Source organism: Paenibacillus amylolyticus (genome assembly GCF_047302515.1).
GTDB classification, from domain to species: domain Bacteria; phylum Bacillota; class Bacilli; order Paenibacillales; family Paenibacillaceae; genus Paenibacillus; species Paenibacillus amylolyticus_G.
This window is the reverse complement of the sequence record NZ_CP168019.1, coordinates 5,158,882-5,175,279: the sequence shown is the minus strand read 5'-3', so window position 1 is coordinate 5,175,279 and position 16,398 is coordinate 5,158,882. Positions and strand designations below refer to the sequence as shown.

The 16,398-nt window shown below is 47.1% G+C and carries 15 protein-coding genes; 5 read left to right on the top strand and 10 right to left on the bottom strand.

The features are described from left to right. Nucleotides 1-79 precede the first annotated feature (79 nt). From ACDJ59_RS22500 to ACDJ59_RS22485, 4 genes are all read right to left on the bottom strand, one after another. Nucleotides 80-1,237 carry a Ger(x)C family spore germination protein gene (locus ACDJ59_RS22500; RefSeq protein ID WP_413405927.1) on the bottom strand — a complete coding sequence of 386 codons (1,158 nt, stop codon included), beginning with the start codon at nt 1,235-1,237 and terminating at the stop codon, nt 80-82. After that, nucleotides 1,234-2,703, bottom strand: a complete 1,470-nt coding sequence (locus ACDJ59_RS22495; RefSeq protein ID WP_413405925.1) for a spore germination protein — start codon at nt 2,701-2,703, stop codon at nt 1,234-1,236. Before ACDJ59_RS22495 ends, ACDJ59_RS22500 begins: the two co-directional genes overlap by 4 nt. Next, the gene (locus ACDJ59_RS22490; RefSeq protein ID WP_413405923.1) at nt 2,684-3,790 is read right to left on the bottom strand and encodes a GerAB/ArcD/ProY family transporter; all 1,107 of its coding nucleotides are present in this window, start codon (nt 3,788-3,790) and stop codon (nt 2,684-2,686) included. Before ACDJ59_RS22490 ends, ACDJ59_RS22495 begins: the two co-directional genes overlap by 20 nt. Nucleotides 3,791-3,997: 207 nt before the next feature. Further along, nucleotides 3,998-4,945, bottom strand: a complete 948-nt coding sequence (locus ACDJ59_RS22485) for a DMT family transporter (protein WP_413405921.1) — start codon at nt 4,943-4,945, stop codon at nt 3,998-4,000. 159 nt (nt 4,946-5,104) lie between these two features. Between ACDJ59_RS22485 and ACDJ59_RS22480 the strand changes: the two genes are divergently transcribed. Then, nucleotides 5,105-6,499 carry a PLP-dependent aminotransferase family protein gene (locus ACDJ59_RS22480; protein WP_413405919.1) on the top strand — a complete coding sequence of 465 codons (1,395 nt, stop codon included), beginning with the start codon at nt 5,105-5,107 and terminating at the stop codon, nt 6,497-6,499. A gap of 138 nt (nt 6,500-6,637) precedes the next feature. Here ACDJ59_RS22480 and ACDJ59_RS22475 read toward each other — a convergent pair whose 3' ends face one another. Both ACDJ59_RS22475 and ACDJ59_RS22470 read right to left on the bottom strand, forming a co-directional pair. Beyond that, on the bottom strand, nt 6,638-7,957 hold the full coding sequence (locus tag ACDJ59_RS22475; RefSeq protein ID WP_413405917.1) for a glutamate-1-semialdehyde 2,1-aminomutase: 1,320 nt from the start codon (nt 7,955-7,957) through the stop codon (nt 6,638-6,640). A gap of 131 nt (nt 7,958-8,088) precedes the next feature. Then, nucleotides 8,089-9,132: an LCP family protein gene (locus ACDJ59_RS22470; RefSeq protein ID WP_047841428.1), complete on the bottom strand. Its 1,044-nt coding sequence runs from the start codon at nt 9,130-9,132 to the stop codon at nt 8,089-8,091. Nucleotides 9,133-9,344: 212 nt separating this feature from the next. Here ACDJ59_RS22470 and ACDJ59_RS22465 point away from each other — a divergent pair, with 212 nt between their 5' ends. From ACDJ59_RS22465 to bcp, 4 genes are read left to right on the top strand one after another with little or no spacing between them, the layout of a single operon-like run. Continuing rightward, nucleotides 9,345-10,391, top strand: coding sequence for an ATP-binding cassette domain-containing protein (locus ACDJ59_RS22465; protein WP_036614079.1), 1,047 nt, complete (start codon nt 9,345-9,347; stop codon nt 10,389-10,391). A gap of 1 nt (nt 10,392) precedes the next feature. After that, nucleotides 10,393-11,187 (top strand): ABC transporter permease, encoded by a 795-nt coding sequence (locus ACDJ59_RS22460; RefSeq protein WP_036614077.1) that lies wholly within the window; start codon nt 10,393-10,395, stop codon nt 11,185-11,187. Nucleotides 11,188-11,192: 5 nt separating this feature from the next. Beyond that, on the top strand, nt 11,193-11,978 hold the full coding sequence (locus ACDJ59_RS22455) for an ABC transporter permease (RefSeq protein WP_036614076.1): 786 nt from the start codon (nt 11,193-11,195) through the stop codon (nt 11,976-11,978). A gap of 45 nt (nt 11,979-12,023) precedes the next feature. Then, nucleotides 12,024-12,488, top strand: coding sequence for a thioredoxin-dependent thiol peroxidase (gene bcp, locus ACDJ59_RS22450; RefSeq protein WP_413405913.1), 465 nt, complete (start codon nt 12,024-12,026; stop codon nt 12,486-12,488). Nucleotides 12,489-12,579: 91 nt separating this feature from the next. On the opposite strand, the gene ACDJ59_RS22445 is transcribed toward bcp, so the two are convergent. From ACDJ59_RS22445 to ACDJ59_RS22430, 4 genes are all read right to left on the bottom strand, one after another. Continuing rightward, nucleotides 12,580-13,707 (bottom strand): GerAB/ArcD/ProY family transporter, encoded by a 1,128-nt coding sequence (locus tag ACDJ59_RS22445; RefSeq protein ID WP_413405911.1) that lies wholly within the window; start codon nt 13,705-13,707, stop codon nt 12,580-12,582. A gap of 98 nt (nt 13,708-13,805) precedes the next feature. Beyond that, nucleotides 13,806-14,930: a GerAB/ArcD/ProY family transporter gene (locus ACDJ59_RS22440; protein WP_413405909.1), complete on the bottom strand. Its 1,125-nt coding sequence runs from the start codon at nt 14,928-14,930 to the stop codon at nt 13,806-13,808. Between the two features lie 18 nt (nt 14,931-14,948). Continuing rightward, the gene (locus tag ACDJ59_RS22435; RefSeq protein WP_338707733.1) at nt 14,949-15,185 is read right to left on the bottom strand and encodes a hypothetical protein; all 237 of its coding nucleotides are present in this window, start codon (nt 15,183-15,185) and stop codon (nt 14,949-14,951) included. 6 nt (nt 15,186-15,191) lie between these two features. After that, the gene (locus ACDJ59_RS22430; RefSeq protein ID WP_413405907.1) at nt 15,192-16,394 is read right to left on the bottom strand and encodes a Ger(x)C family spore germination protein; all 1,203 of its coding nucleotides are present in this window, start codon (nt 16,392-16,394) and stop codon (nt 15,192-15,194) included. Nucleotides 16,395-16,398: the final 4 nt, after the last annotated feature.

Here is a 16,398-nt window from a genome sequence, read left to right as displayed (position 1 = left end):
AATCGACAGCGTAGTTGGAGATGGTAAGAAGCCCCGCAACCTTGCATCCAATGCTGGTACGGGGCTTCTTTTTCTTCATTTATTCGCTGTATTTATACGTGCTCGCATTCAGGATATCCACGTGAACCTTCACTTTTCCAAGCTTAAAACGTTGGAGTGGATCCGCCCGGTTGTAGACTTCTTGTTGCCATAAGGGCAGATTGTGGCGATAGAGGTGTTCCACGAGACCGTATGAATCGATCTTGCGTAACTTGGTCTTTTCGAACGTACCTCGGATTTGGGATTCGATCTGTTTCTCCGCTTCCTGTTCCATTGCATGTGGAGACCGAGGAGCCCCATGATCTTCGGTGATGAAGCTTTTGGCCGAGGTAACCAGATCAAATGTGACGCCATCTCCTTGTTTTCTCGCCGTGATTCTCGTCTTGGGATGACGAAGCATCAAGGTTAAATCAGGAGTTTTCCCACCATTCCCATATACGTATAGTGGGTACTGATGTACGCGCTCATAATTTACGTATCGTGTACCATCTGCGTCTGCTCCTGCAACTCTACCCTGACTTGTGCCTTTGGATATCACATAAAATCCATCCATTCTAACAAGGGGGGGCGTTTTATCGCCGTTGAACCAAGTCTCGTTCCTCGTTGACACCGAGGGTAAAAGAACGACAGAAGCGGGTTCCCGTAATCCATCGAGTAGCTGATGGAGCCGGATAGGTTCGTAACCGGAATGCTGTTTGTATAGTCTCATGGGCTCAAATAATTCAATGGTCTGGGCGGATTGGTTCAACAATGCAGAGGGAGAGAGTATATCCGGAATGTTATGCTCTGTAGCGTAGATCCAGGGTGTATATCTCAATTGGCCTGAATGAAGAAGTGTATTAAAGATATCCTCCAGTCGATCATCCAAGACTTTTTTGGATAAAACAATAGCTTTAACATGAGTCCAGAGCGTTAGCTGCTGTGACGTTTCATACAAGTCGTTAATAGCCATGTTCAGTGTTGTACCCTCGCCCCGTCCAGTCCAGATATCCCTTGTCTCCCTGGAAGTTGGCGTTTCCTGTTTTGCAATACTGGAGAAGTCAATCAGTTGGGCATAAGCAATATACTGGTTGTCTACATAGTCAATTCCTATCGCCGTAATGAAGTTTATACTTTGCACCTCTTTGGAATCCCAGCACCCGGTTAGAAGGATCAAGCACCCCGCAAGTAGACCGCTCATGGACGTCCATCTGATCATGACCGTTTTCTCCGGCGAGTGGAATCTTGTGTATGAAGTGCTTCTGGGCGCTTGGTTCTTTTCATGGAAGGCGGCATGGATACGGCCTGAGTGAAGTCTCCGGGAATGTAGGGAGATACGGGAGCCAGATAAGATACGCCGTAACACTCCAAGGATACGAGGTGCACCAACAGAGCGAACAGTCCAATCATAAATCCGAATAATCCAAGAATGGAAGAGATGAGTAGCATCCCGATCCGGACATGGGCAGTAGCCCCGCTGAGCACGGTATTTACGAGAATATAGCTGGAGATGACTGAGATCGCTACCGTGACAATGATTGTGGGAGACGTAATCCCGGCACGAATGGCTGCATCTCCAATGATAAGTCCGCCGACCACGCTGACGGTCTGGCCCAATGCACGTGGCAACCTGCGACCGGCTTCGTTAAATATCTCGAACATAAAAATCATCAGGAACGCTTCCAGCGTCACCGGCATGGGCAGGCCCATTCGAGTGCCAGCAATCGTTGCTAGAAAAGGCAGAGGAATCTGTTCCACATTGAAGCTGGTCAGGCCAATATAAAAGCCTGGGAAGAAACAGGCGATCAGCAATCCTGAAATACGTAATATCCGTTCAAAGGTAACGATGAAAAAAGGCGTACTTTCGTCCTCCGGAGACTTCAATTGATTGAAAAGTGTAGTTGGTGCGATGACCGCTACAGGAGAACCTTCAATGAGAACGGCAAAACGTCCATTTAACAGGGAATCGACGACAAAATCGGGACGTTCGGTATTATCTGTGAGTGGAAATATACTCCGAATCCCTCCCATGACAGCTCGCTCCATGATTGAGGTGCCCAGAATGCCGTCAATCTCAATCTGATCCAGATTGTGTCGTGCTTCTTTCAGAATGTCTGGATTGATAATATCTTTTACATATAGAAGTCCAATGGCTGTTTGGGTACGGCCGCCTTTGACATATTTCTCATAACACATCGAAGATGTTTTCATTCGTTTGCGTATAAGGGCCACGTTGGTAGTGAGTTCTTCGGTGAATCCATCGCGAGGGCCTTTAACTGATGTCTCGATAGCTGATTCTTCGGGACTGCGTCCCGGGATATCAGCAATATCCACACTGCAGGACTGTACACCATTACCGAAAATGATCAGTAGTTGTCCACTAAATATCAACATATTAAGCTTGTTAGTATCTGTGAGGTCATCCAATGGATTCAATGTTAATCCCAGTTCTTTAGGATGTGATTCCTCAATGATAAGGGAGTGCTGTTCCAGACGGGGAATGATAAATTGGTTAATTTGTTTACCGTCGACGAGACCGTCGCAATAAAGCAGAATTACGGGCTGATCAGATTCGTCTTTAACAGGAAAGGTCTGAATAACAACATCTGCGCATGGATTGAACTGCTCTTTTAAAGAGGCAAGCAGTGTTTCATGGGACGTGGTGTCAATCGCTTGATGCTCCATGATGTTTCCTCCTCTGATGGCGTGAATGGATAAAGGCAACCGTCGTCGCGATAATCGCAAGTCCGCTCAGATACACGAGATTGAACGGAAATATGTATTCGACCAGAAGCTTTTCGAAGGTCATATCATCCAGAGGATACAACATGGTTAGAATAAAGAAGACACCTAACGAGATACAACTGATAAGCCTTCTGGTAGAGCTCTTAATATTCCATATTTCTACTACAATATACATGGCGAGACTAATTCGGGTGAACGAGCCTGCGAGCCATTGGTAGATGGAAAAGAAGTCGGTCTGGGCGATGTATTTGCCCAAGGAGGCAATTCGCCATTCTTCAAAGGCGGGATATCGCATTTTGGCAGCCTCAAAAGGATCGAATTCCACAATCGCCCCGATGAGTGGGCCGACTGTTAGTCCCACAAGAATGAGTGCGAGCATCAGATACTGCCATACACGTATACGTTTGGTGAGATGAGGCTGGATATACCAGATGAACAGCAGTTCAAACATGCCTGCAAGACTGTAAATCATGCCATTCAGCACCGGATGCCAGCCCTGTTCTAACACAGGCAGGAGACGACTGTAATCCTTGTATTGAGTGTTCACAATTGCAACATAGAAGCCCAGCAGTACCACCAGTGGAAGGATCAATCCTGCCGTAAATGCCAGTGAGCGGATGCCTTTATATGCCCCATAGGCACAGAGAGACATGAGGGCAATACTGGTTACCAGAATTGGCGTTTCTGTCAGGTAATTTGTTTTGGCCCAAGTCGTGGTTTCGTGCAGGGTGAAATAGATTGCGCTCAGAAAAAAGAGACTGTTCCCAACTCGAAAGAACAGGCCAATAGGCTTGCCGAGACGGGATGTTAACCATTCATGCAGGGTTTGATGCTGGAGGAAACGAGAGACATAGGCGAGCATTAGCGCAAATATCAAAAATGGTCCGGCTGATAACAGGACGGAAATCCAAGAATCCCTTTTGGCCGCAGCCAAAAGGGCAGGAATAATCAGAACATGGCTGATCAAGCCAACGGACAACATGATCAACATCATAGCTTGTAAAAAAGAAGGCTGTGTTCGTTTCATGCTGAGGGGTCTCCTTTTCCCAATAGACTGTCCTCAGCAGTGTTAACGTGATTGGAGCGCTTCATACCGTCAGTCGAAATAACGAATACCCATGGCTTCTCTTACCTCTAGCCTCGTTTCCCGGGCTGCTCTCCGGTCAAAATGCGGGGTTTGGGGAGGATGGGAGCGTATAACTCGTTGAACCGGCGAACCAACTTTCGCGCTATCTCAATATGGGGAATTTGACTTGATTCCACTGACCAGCTTATGTTTGCGACCGCTCATATTGGTGCCAAGCACACCGGCGATAATCAACAATGCACCAATATAGTGATAGCTACCCACTGGTTCATGCAATATCCATGCACCTCCTACGATGGAGATGAGCGTGGACAGATTGCTGAATACACTCATTTGCGAAGCCTCCAGATGAGTCAGGGCATAGCTTGCGAGCAGGGTGGAGATCATGGTGGAAAGGATCGCCAGATAAGCGAGCGCACCCAGATAGGATGTATCACCAAGCGGTTTGATGTAGTCCATCATGGAGCCGCTAGAAGCATGCCGGATCAGGGAAGCGGCGTTAAATACAATACAGCCAACCATCAGTGTGACCCAGGTTAATTCCATTGGTTTATACTTCTGGGTTAATGGTCTTGCAAGCACACCATACCCTGCAAAGCAGACCGTGGATAGCAGCAATAATGCAATGCCCTTCAGGTTACCTATAGACATGCCACTTCCTTGCATTATGAAAATAAAGACCACTCCAGCAACAGACAGTAGCAGGAACAGCTTCTGCATCGTGGATGTGCGTTCCTTCAGGAAGACTGAAGCGAGAACGAGTGTGAATACAGGGGCCATGGCCTGAATAATACCCGCTTCCGATGAGTTGGAAGATACAAGTCCAAAGGCTTGAAAGGCAAAAAATAAGACGGGAGATAAGAGCCCCAGTGGAATGATTCGCCACAGATCACGAAGGCTCAGTCGGATTTTGATCCAGCCAAAAATGACAGGAATGCTTACAACGATCAGCGACAGGGCGAATCGGTGGGCAAGCACATCGATTGGATGTGCAACAGTGACGGTCATTTTAACAAATAAAAAAGATAGACCGATAATAGCTGCGTACAATACAGCTGCGATATAAGCGTATCCCCGAGTGTGTGTTATGTTCATGAATGCTCCTCCAATACAGTAGTCATAGCGCTTTATCTTTCATTATCCTGAATTATGTCAGGTTCGAGGCACGTGCTGGCCTTATTCAATATACTGCCAGGTGCATCGTGCTACAATAGATAAAAGGTTAAACTGTATCGGTACAGTTGTGGGAGAGGGATGGGTGCATTGAGAAAATACGAAGTGATTGCCGAAGCGTTAAAGCAATGGATTCAGGAACAGATGCAGCAGCAGGATCGTCGCCAGTGGGCAGATAAGGGCATTCGACTGCCAGCAGTTCGAGTTGTAGCAGAACAATATCAATGCAGTGTAAGTACAGCGATTCGTGCATATGAGTGGCTGGAGCAACGGCATTTGGTGTACGCCATACCTCAATCTGGCTATTATGCTGTACAGAACGGGACAGGTGCTCAGGACATGGACTGGCAGGGAGCGTTGGACTTTGCTTCAGCTGCTCCCGATCCAAGGGTGTTCCCTTATGCAGACTTTCGACATTGTGTGGATCAGGCGATGGAGAAGAAACAGACAGAGTTATTTATGTATGGCACGGATCAGGGATTACCTTCGCTTATCATGCTGTTGCAGAAGCAGTTTGCGGATTATCAGGTGTTTGCGAGAACAGAGCAGTTCTTTATCACGTCAGGTGTGCAACAGGCCCTGGCTGTACTTGCATTGATGCCTTTTCCCAATGGAAAGAGAAAAGTACTGCTTGAACTACCGACCTATCACAATATGCCCTCGCTACTGAGTGGATTGGATGTGCCGATTGCCGGTGTGAGACGTACCCTGGATGGGCTGGACTGGGCATCGCTTGAACGTCAGTTCACAGAGGGAGATATCAAGTTTTTCTATGTCATGCCGCGATTTCATAATCCGATTGGCACATCGTTGACAGTTGCTGACAAGAAGAGACTAATCCGGCTTGCACAGCGGTACGATGTCTATCTGGTGGAGGACGATTATCTGGCTGATCTGGAGGACAATACGAAACAGGACCCGCTATGGTCCTATGATACCGAAGGCCGGGTCATCTATCTGAAGAGTTACTCCAAAATTTTGTTTCCAGGTCTCCGTATTGGTGTAGCTGTTCTGCCCTCACCACTAATTCAATCTTTTGGGGCTTACAAAAAAATGCTTGATATCGACACTTCCGTTCTGTCTCAAGCTGCTCTGGAGATCTATGTCCACAGCGGAATGTTTGCTCATCACAGGAAAGTGATTCGTAACCGCTATGCTGCCCGGATGAACACGGTGCATGAGCAACTGGACACATATCCAGACTTTGCTCCATTTATGGAGGCTCCTCGAACAGGAGGGGAGCATACCGTATTGCCCTTGGCGGGTGATATGCCGCTTCGTGTTCTGCTGCCCCGGCTTCAAAAGCGCGGAGTCATCGTTGATACGACTGAACGGTATTATCCGGAGGGAACATATCAGGTGCATCAGGATCAGATGCTGCGCTTGAACATCTCCAATGTGCCGAAGCAGCGAATCGAGGAAGGGATACAGAAGATCCGGGAGGAAATTTTGAAACTTCAGATCAGGCAGAAATAACTTGAAGAATCGTAATGTTATCCGTATATAACAAAAGGCGTCCACACAAGTTGATCACTTGTTGGACGCCTCTTCCTTGAGTTGCTATCTATCAACGATGCAGCTTGTACGCTACATTGTGAATGGAAATAATCCGATTTATTCCTGAGCCATCGCTTTGAAGGAAGCTTCTGCGGCTTCCAAAGTAGCTTGAACATCCTCGTCTGTATGAGCCGTGGTCAGGAACCAGGCTTCATATTTGGACGGAGCGAGGTTAATGCCACGGTCCAGCATGTGACGGAAGAAGGAAGCGAACAGCTCTCCATCCGTGTCTTGAGCATGATCGTAGTTCGTAACTGGGTGATTACAGAAATGGGTGGAGAATGCACCACGAATCCGGTTGATCGTCAGTGCAATCCCATGACGGTCAGCAGAAGCTTGCAGACCCGCTGTCAGGTCGATAGCAAGACGTTCCATCTCTTCATATACACCCGCGCCTTGCAGGACCTCCAGACATGCGATACCAGCCGAGATGGATGCAGGGTTACCAGCCATCGTTCCCGCCTGATAAGCCGGCCCAAGCGGAGCAACCTGCTCCATAACGTGTTTGCGTCCGCCGTAAGCACCGATTGGCAGGCCGCCACCAATAATTTTACCAAGAGCCGTCAGATCCGGTTCAATCTCCGCATGGTTATCGAGTCCGGCATATGTCTGTGTAGAACCGTAATGGAAACGGAAAGCCGTAATGACTTCGTCATAGATAACCAGGGAGCCGTTGGCCCGTGTCATGGCACAGAGACCTTCCAGGAAGCCAGGCTCCGGCATAACCATACCGAAGTTCCCAACGATCGGCTCAACCATGACCGCGGCAACATCATCACCCCAGCGCTCCAAAGCATCCTTCAGGGCTTCCAGATCATTGTAGGGCACAGTAATGACTTCTTGTGCAATACTGGCTGGAACTCCCGCACTGTCAGGAATTCCGAGCGTGGACGGGCCTGAACCGGCAGCTACAAGCACCAGATCGGAATGACCATGGTAACATCCGGCGAATTTTACGATCTTGTTGCGTTTGGTGTAGGCACGAGCGACCCGAATCGTAGTCATGACCGCCTCTGTACCGGAGTTTACAAAACGCACTTTATCCATGGAAGGAATAGCTTCCTTCAACATTTTGGCGAGCTTGATCTCAAGCTCTGTTGGGGTACCGTACAGCACACCATTTGCTGCTGCTTCCGTAATGGCCTGCGTAATATGCGGGTGGGCATGTCCTGTAACAATCGGACCGTAAGCGGCCAGATAATCAATATAACGGTTGTCATCGACATCCCAGAAGTGGGCCCCTTGGGCTTTTTTCATAAATACAGGTGCACCGCCACCAACGGCTTTGAACGAGCGTGAAGGGCTGTTAACACCTCCTACAATATGTTCAAGTGCTTCTGCGTATAGAAGTTCGGAACGTGAACGTGATGTATTCATAAGATAACTTCCTTTCGTAATGCAAAATATGATAAAGGTACAAGCTACAGAAAGATATGATGATTTTCTCATAATAGTATAGCCGGGCACAACGAGAGGGCAGCGTAATGGCTGCCCTCTGCATGTTTAGATTACTGAGCCGGTTGCTCTGACTTCTGATCGTCACCACTGGCTGTTTTATCTTCGGTGCTGGTTGTACTATCATCCGTTGTAGCAGGCGGGTGAATAATATCCTGAATATGCTGCTTCAATTTCTCTTCATTGGTAACCGTCAATACTTGCGCACCGCCTGCTGTACGTTCTTCTTTCAGCAGGTTCATTGGCGGAATCTGCTCACTGCCGTTCATGCTGCTCTGGTATCCGAGTCCACCCAGCTTCCACATGTCGGAGAGTGTCAGGTTCGTATCTACGTAAGGATTAACCTGTTCCAGAATGGCAGGCAGTTTGGCAATGGTAGTTGTTGACTGCATTTTTGCTGTTACAGCTTTCAGCAACTCACGCTGACGCTCTGAACGAGCGAAATCCGACATCGCATCATGGCGGAAACGAACGTACATAAGCGCTGTCTCACCATCCAGATGCTGATACCCTTTTTTGAGATCAATATCGTATTCGTTATTGTCTGCTTTACTTGTATAGTGCATGTCTTTCTCCACATCAAAATCAACACCGCCAACGGCATCCACCAATTTGATGAATCCCTGGAAATCCGTATACACATAATACTGTACAGGAATGCCGAGCAGGTCGCCGGCAGCTTGCATCGCTGCATTAGGGCCATGGGTGATAGCGGTGTTGATCCGCTCCTTGCCATATCCGTCAATATTGACGTAAGTGTCGCGCAGAATGGAGAACAGATTGATTTTTTTGGTAAGTGGGTCGAGCGATACAACCATCATGCTGTCGGAGCGAGGAACTTCACCTTTTTTCAATCCACGTGCATCGACACCCATAACGAGAATATTTACCGTTTCTGTGCCTTCCCATTTGGGTGGGTCAGGAGTATTTACTTTCTCCACATTTTCGATGCCTGCGAATGGTGAATCGTCGCCGTCTTTTGCCAAACCATCCAACTGATTGAGAATAGAACCGAAATAATATGCCGCTGCTCCTCCAATAATTAACACGAAGGCGGCAAGAGAAATCCATATGGTTCTCTTCGTCTTTCTGGTCATGCTAGCTCTCCTTTGTATTTGAGATAAAATAAAAAAACGAGTTCGAGTATTCAAGTAAGAACTAGTCGGAGCTTTCCGTACACGTCTTTTCCCAACATAAGGGCAGGACGCGGCTCTAGACTATTTTAAAGCTTGCTGAATTTTGACTGATACCATTATAATTTCTTTTTGGGCTACAAGCAATTTCAACAAAATCCAAGTGAGGTATAATCATGCTGGCGATTGATGTCAAAGATTTGCGCAAGTCGTTTAGCGTCCAGAAAAGCCGAGGTGGGCTGAAGGGCGCGTTCCAGGACCTGTTTGCACGTCAATACCAAGAGGTATTGGCTGTAAATGATATTTCATTTCAGATTCCGCAGGGCGAAATATGCGGATATATTGGGGAGAACGGTGCCGGTAAATCAACAACGATCAAGATGTTGACCGGCATTTTGGTGCCTACTTCAGGGCAAATATCGGTTGGTGGATATGTTCCGTATCAGGAACGTGAGAAGTTTGTACAGAATATTGGTGTTGTTTTTGGTCAGCGCAGTCAATTGTGGTGGGATATTGGCGTTATCGAATCCTTCCATTTATTGCGCAAAGTATATCGTGTCGGAGAGGTCGATTTCCGCAAACGGCTGGATGAACTAGTTGAGCGGTTGCAGCTACAGGATCTGTTAAGCCGTCCGGTACGGAAGCTCAGTCTCGGTCAGCGCATGCGCTGTGAGTTAGTTGCAGCATTATTGCATAACCCGAGTATTGTTTTTCTGGACGAGCCAACTATTGGTTTGGATATTGTGGTGAAGTCGGAAATTCGGGATTTCTTGAAAGACATGAACAAGGAGCATGGAACGACCATTCTGCTCACAACCCACGATTTGCAGGACATTGAGGCACTGTGTTCCCGGGTGATCATGCTTGATGCAGGTAACATCATTTATGATGGAGGTCTGGATCATCTCAAGTCCCAGTGGGGGAAGGAGCGGGAGATCCGCTTCAAGTTTGGTTCAGCTCACAACATCAGTCAGATGCAGGAATGGACTGCTGCGTTGCCTGTACGTTGGACGGTTGAGAATGAATTGTCCGCATCCGTATGGATTCCGCTGGAACTGAACGTTTCGGATGTACTCGGACGTGTCGTTGGACAAGCCGATATTACCGATATTCAGATTATTGAGATCAACACGGATGAGATTGTGCGCAGTATTTACCAATCCGGTTCCGCCGAGCGTCCCGAGATTGTGGGAGCAGGGAAAGAAGCGGTGGGTGTATCCTGAGATGAATAGTGCATTTATTGATTTTATGCGCATCCGTTTTCTAACGATGCTGGCATACCGGGTGAATTATTACTCCGGCATTTTGATATATACGCTGAATATCGGCGTGTATTACTTTACCTGGCAAGCCATTTACGGTAGCAGTGGTGAACTCGGCGGCTTCACGGCAGCGCAGATGACCACTTACATCGCTGTATCCTGGATGGCACGTGCCTTTTACTTTAACAACCTGGACCGGGAGATTGCCGCAGATATACGGGATGGCTCCATTGCGATTCAATTCATCAGGCCGATCAATTACGTTATGGTCAAAATGATGCAAGGGCTTGGTGAAGGCATTTTCCGCTTCCTGCTGCTCATGATTCCAGGGATGCTCATCGCCATTCTGCTGTTCCCGGTTGAATTGCCTACGGCGCCATCGGCGTGGATTGGCTTTCTCGTCATGCTGTTCTTCAGTTTCCTCATTAATTCCCAGATTAATGTGATAACGGGACTGGCGGCATTCTTTGTGGAAAACAATGAAGGCATGATGCGTATGAAACGCGTCGTGGTTGATTTGTTCTCCGGTCTAATCATCCCGATCAGTCTGTATCCAGGCTGGATGTCTGCGGTGATGAAAGTATTGCCTTTTCAGGCCATTACGTATCTGCCCGGTTCTGTGTTCACTGGAAGAGTGGAAGGTACCGCCATCTGGAGTGTACTCGGTATTCAGGTGTTCTGGTTTGCCGTACTGCTGCTTCCGATGGTATTGATCTGGCGTAAGGCGCGCAAGCGTCTGTTCGTGCAAGGGGGATAACAGATATGTACTATATGGGTCTGATCTGGGAATATTTGAAGAATTACATGAAAACACGACTCACGTACCGTGCTGATTTCTGGGTGGAGATCCTATCGGATCTGCTGTTTCAGGCAACCAACCTGATCTTTATCTTTGTGGTCTTTCGCCATACGGATAACCTGGGCGGCTGGAGTGAGAGTGAAGTGCTCTTTGTTTATGGATATTTTATGGTGCCCTATGGCATCTTCAGTTGTTTTATCAATCTGTGGGGATTCAGTGAGCGGTACATCGTCAAAGGTGAGATGGATCGGATCCTGACACGTCCTGCACATAACCTGTTCCAGATATTGCTTGAAAATGTGGACCCGCCTGCACTCGTGGGCTCGTTTATCGGCCTGATCATCATGATCTTCAGTGGAGCAGAGATGGGTCTGATGCTGGAGTGGTGGCATATCCCTGCCTTAATTATTTTGGCTCTCAGCTCAGTCATGATCTATGCCGGCATCTACACCACATTGACTTCACTATCCTTTTATTCGGACGCGCCAACAGGTATCCTGCCGTTGATGTATAACATTCAAGGATATGGACGCTACCCGGTAACGATCTATAACCGTGCCATTCAGGTGCTGTTAACCTGGATCATTCCGTTTGCCTTCGTGGGGATCTATCCCGCAGCGTTGTTCCTGGAGAGGTCTGAGATGCATCGCATGGCGCTGCTTACACCTGTGATGGGATTGGTGTTTGGCTCCATGGGCTTGCTTCTGTGGAATTTTGGTGTGAAGCGGTATCGCGGAGCAGGTTCATAATAACGCCCTATAACAATTCATGGGGGAGATTAGGGAGGAACTGACATGACGTTAAAAGTAGGCGAATTGGCACCGGATTTTGAGCTCCCGTCCAGTACGGGAGAATCGGTAAAGCTTTCGGATTACCACGGAAAGCGGGTGCTGCTTTATTTTTACCCGAAGGATATGACTTCGTCCTGTACGCAACAGGCTTGTGATTTTCGGGATCGACATGCTGAATTTGAAGGACTGAACACGGTCATTCTCGGAATCAGCACCGATCCGATGAAACAACATGATAAGTTTATTGCCAAATACGGACTGCCGTTCACCTTGTTATCGGATGAAGAGCACGTTGTAGCCGAGCAATACGGTGTATGGCAGCTGAAGAAAATGTATGGCAAGGAGTACATGGGTATGGTTCGCTCCACTTTTCTGATTGATGAAGAGGGAAAATTGATCAAGGACTGGTCCAAAGTTCGGGTCAAAGGACATATCGAGGCTGCGCTTGAGGCTTTGAAGACATTGTAATAAATGATTTAGACATGTGTGAATAAATACATCTTAACCGTTTCATCATTAAAGGCTGTGCTTCGCGGAATTTACCGTGAACACAGCCTTTTTAGGTGGGCAATCGTTTATGATTGGTTGAATTGTTCTTGCTCTTGCCCGAACGAAGCCGATGCACGAGCAGTAGGAATAGCGGAATAATAAAGCTTACCGTGATATCCCAATCTACCCAAGCGGGCATAATCGTATTGGTGTAGAAAATGACATTGGGAGAAATCAGTACAGCTAAAGCAAATAATAACATGGCTGATGGCAGGATGAGAGGTTTATATGTCTTTAATCGAAATAGCTGAGCTGTTCCAAGGACAAAGGAGAACATATACAGCAGGCTTTTGAAATAGGTAGCAATTAACCAAGCGGTCGCCATGAACGCCTCAATTCGCTCGAAAAAGTTGCCGATATTAATTTTCTGGGACAGGGTATAGGAGATGTAGATGTCATGCTGGGTCAGAAAGGGGCCAAATATCATCAGTGAAATGACTAACAGTGTGGTTAGCAACAGCCCTCCACATAAAGTAGCGAGTAACATGTCCCGTTTGATGTGAGGTCCGGACATCACATAAGGAAGAACCATGGTGATCACGATTAGTTCACCAAAGGAAGTGAAAGCCCCTCTAATGATAGACTGCATCAGATGAAGCCAAGGTGTGTTCAAGTAAGGTTGCAGATGTGAACTGTTTACTTGGGGCATCAGCCCCAGAAATAACAAAATCATAAAGGCAACAACGATCGGAGTCAGCAATTCACTGCTTCCACCTATTGTATGTAAGCCATGCATAAGCCCCCAGACCAGAGCGCACATAAGGATAATTAGAATGACCCGGATGGGGGTCTGAAGGTAGATCTGTGTGGTCATAAAGTCACCGACTTCACGGATACATATGGCAGCGCCTATGGCGAAATAAAATAGATATGCAGCCGACAAAACAGACCCCGCCCACCGGCCAAGTATTTTTTGGCAGATTTCAATAAGGGAAAGATCAGGATGTGTCTGATGAAGTTTGTATAGAACCCATATGATGAGTAAGCCGATCGGCTGACCGATAAGAGAACAGATCCATGCATCCTGTTGACCCGAAGCAGTAACCACGGAGGGATAGAGTAGAATCATATCCCCAACCATGACGAGAAAGGTAAGGACTGCAAATTGCCTAATGGTGATTTTCTCATTAATTAACATAGACACCGTGCTCCTTCTCTATATTCAGCATGGATGAACTTCATAGACTGAACTCCATTTTTTCATCCATACCAGGCTCCTTCTCCCAAAAAAAGTACTCATTCCTGTGAGGAATTGCTTGGAGTAACCGATGATTTTCTGTAAGACTTGAGCAATTGTATCAGCAGAAGACAGCCGGGCAGAATGATCCCCAGTGTGGTATCCCAGTCTACCCAATATGGAACAATGGTGATCACGATAAAAGTAATACTTGGAGAGATCAGATTGGCTAATCCGAACACAAGTATGGACGCAGGAAGTACTAGTATCTGATACTGCTTAAGCTTGAACAGTTCCGCACAACCAACAATAAAGGCGTATAAGTATATCATCGCTTTGAAGTACGTAGAGATCAGCCAGGAAGAAGCCATAATGGCTTCAATACGTTCAAAAAAGCTCCCAATACTAATTTTCTGGGACAACACGAAAGAAGCATATATGTTATGTTGCGTAAGAAAGGCACCCAAGACCAGCAGAGATATGGTAACGAGCGTTGCCAATACCAAGCTGCCTAAACCAGCTGCAATAATTATGTCCCGTGTTCGATGAGCCTGCTTGGCAACATAGGGCAGTATCATCATGATGGGAACGACTTCACCGATCGGATATATAATGCTTACCAGAATGCCTTGCGAGATAGAGACAACACTCGTATCACTTACTGGCTTCAAGTTTCTAGTATCAATCTGAGGAAGCAGGCAGACTGCAAGGACGACAATAAACACAATAACGACGGGCATCAGTAGTTCACTGCTACGCCCCATCGTCTCTAATCCGTGAGACACTCCCCAGGCGATCACGATGACAAACATCAGAATGATGATGCGAATGGGAGTGTACGGGAAGATTTGAGTGGTCATGAAATCGCCGACTTCTCTCGTATGCGTTGAAGCACCAATAATGAAAAAGAACAGGTAGAAGCAGGAAAAGAAAGTACCTGGCCAGAACCCTAGAATGCTTCGTGCCATCTGCACCAGATTTTTTTCTGGATGCAAACTACATAGCTTCAGGATCATGGCCATCAGTGCCATCCCCAGAGGAACGCCTATAAAAGCGCAAATCCAGGAGTCTTGTTTGGCATAGGACGTGATGACTGAGGGGTAGATCAGCATCATATCCCCGACCACCATCATAAAGATGAGCGTGGTCAATTGTCTTGTTCCAAGGCGCCCCTGTTCCAGCATAATGGTCCTCTCCTTTTTCTAGGTTCCCGTCAGATGTGCCAAGAATTGATTAACAGGTTCATAGATCCACATGATGATATAGAGCGGACTGGGGAAATCCCACAGGTTAGCTGCAATTACACTAAACCCTGTGGCAATGACGAGCATTCCGCTGTACACAGCTGTTTCCCTCCATTCCTTGCGGCGGATGAGACCTGGAAGATCAAACAAGCCTACGAGGCCCCCTATGACAATGACAGTAATTGTAATCAACATCCGGTCTCACTCCTTCAAATCCTCCTTGAATGAATCATCCAGTGTACCTACACGTTTGATCTGTACATTGGCCTCATACTTAACATCCAGATTTTCAAAATATTGATCCCAATCCTTCTCAATCTTTTTGAAAAATTTAGGATCGGCATGATACACTTCCTGACCGAATCCAAAAATGTCTATATGGAACTTTCGCCGCACTGAATTCACGGATTTTTCCATCAGGTCTATCAGTCGCTCCTCACTGTCCTTTTCCAACTCTTTGAGCGTTTTCATTGAACCAATTCTGATTCCGCACTCTACTGCACCAATGGAAGACACATTTTTGAGTTTGATGTGGATCACAGGCTGGTCGTTAATGACCTTTGCTTTTCGTTGGGTCTTGGTACGGAGAGCTTTGAACGTCACATTTCCTCCCTTTCGGCAAGGCATGTGACTGATAGTAGACACCACATTGTCGCGGATGTAGTTGTATCCTTTCGATTCATCTTCCGTTAACCAGCCGATCAGTTTGTCCTTTTTGAAGATGCTTAATCCCGTAGAATTCAGTCGGGCGGGAGACTTGATTGTCCCAATATTATCTTTGCTTCCGCTTCTCGCTAAATTGCCAACGACCTCTACACCAGTGATTACAGGCTGTATTCCAGGCGTCAGCATATATTCAATTAATTGGTCTCCGGTTACGGTTGTTGTGGGAGACCAGGTCTTGGCGGACACGTCCAAAGAATTAAATAATTTCTCCGCAGGAATGTTTTCCAATGGAGTAAGTACGTCCAGTACTTTGGAAGCTGTAGTATTTCGTGCAACCATGACGTAATAATCGGGTCTAGCAGTAGGTTCCCTCATTAACGCTTCCATGACATCGTAGATGCCCTCTTTCCGTGCATATTCTTCTCCGAACACCAGTACACGGATATGTGCCATGAATATGCGCCGTGGGCTTGTCTCGGTCAGCTTTTGAATTGCTTCAAACAGCGTGGACGCGGACGCTTCGTACAGCGTGACAGGAGTGCCATTGCCTCCCCCTGACTTGGAGGAAACTTCATTTGGCACAACGACCTGAGCACTCACTTTAATCAAATCGCCATCCTTGTCTACACCAAGACCCAGCATAATGCCAAGTTCATTCAGTTCCTGGCGATCCCAGCATCCGGTAAGGAGAGGGAGCAGGAATACAATGCATACAATTAATCGGAAGCACTTGTTCATACGT

Coding starts and splice junctions, on each gene's coding strand:
- ACDJ59_RS22500 (WP_413405927.1), bottom strand. CDS start 1,237: ATGATCAGATGGACGTCCATGAGCGGTCTACTTGCGGGGTGCTTGATC.
- ACDJ59_RS22495 (WP_413405925.1), bottom strand. CDS start 2,703: ATGGAGCATCAAGCGATTGACACCACGTCCCATGAAACACTGCTTGCC.
- ACDJ59_RS22490 (WP_413405923.1), bottom strand. CDS start 3,790: ATGAAACGAACACAGCCTTCTTTTTTACAAGCTATGATGTTGATCATG.
- ACDJ59_RS22485 (WP_413405921.1), bottom strand. CDS start 4,945: ATGAACATAACACACACTCGGGGATACGCTTATATCGCAGCTGTATTG.
- ACDJ59_RS22480 (WP_413405919.1), top strand. CDS start 5,105: ATGGGTGCATTGAGAAAATACGAAGTGATTGCCGAAGCGTTAAAGCAA.
- ACDJ59_RS22475 (WP_413405917.1), bottom strand. CDS start 7,957: ATGAATACATCACGTTCACGTTCCGAACTTCTATACGCAGAAGCACTT.
- ACDJ59_RS22470 (WP_047841428.1), bottom strand. CDS start 9,132: ATGACCAGAAAGACGAAGAGAACCATATGGATTTCTCTTGCCGCCTTC.
- ACDJ59_RS22465 (WP_036614079.1), top strand. CDS start 9,345: ATGCTGGCGATTGATGTCAAAGATTTGCGCAAGTCGTTTAGCGTCCAG.
- ACDJ59_RS22460 (WP_036614077.1), top strand. CDS start 10,393: ATGAATAGTGCATTTATTGATTTTATGCGCATCCGTTTTCTAACGATG.
- ACDJ59_RS22455 (WP_036614076.1), top strand. CDS start 11,193: ATGTACTATATGGGTCTGATCTGGGAATATTTGAAGAATTACATGAAA.
- bcp (WP_413405913.1), top strand. CDS start 12,024: ATGACGTTAAAAGTAGGCGAATTGGCACCGGATTTTGAGCTCCCGTCC.
- ACDJ59_RS22445 (WP_413405911.1), bottom strand. CDS start 13,707: ATGTTAATTAATGAGAAAATCACCATTAGGCAATTTGCAGTCCTTACC.
- ACDJ59_RS22440 (WP_413405909.1), bottom strand. CDS start 14,930: ATGCTGGAACAGGGGCGCCTTGGAACAAGACAATTGACCACGCTCATC.
- ACDJ59_RS22435 (WP_338707733.1), bottom strand. CDS start 15,185: ATGTTGATTACAATTACTGTCATTGTCATAGGGGGCCTCGTAGGCTTG.
- ACDJ59_RS22430 (WP_413405907.1), bottom strand. CDS start 16,394: ATGAACAAGTGCTTCCGATTAATTGTATGCATTGTATTCCTGCTCCCT.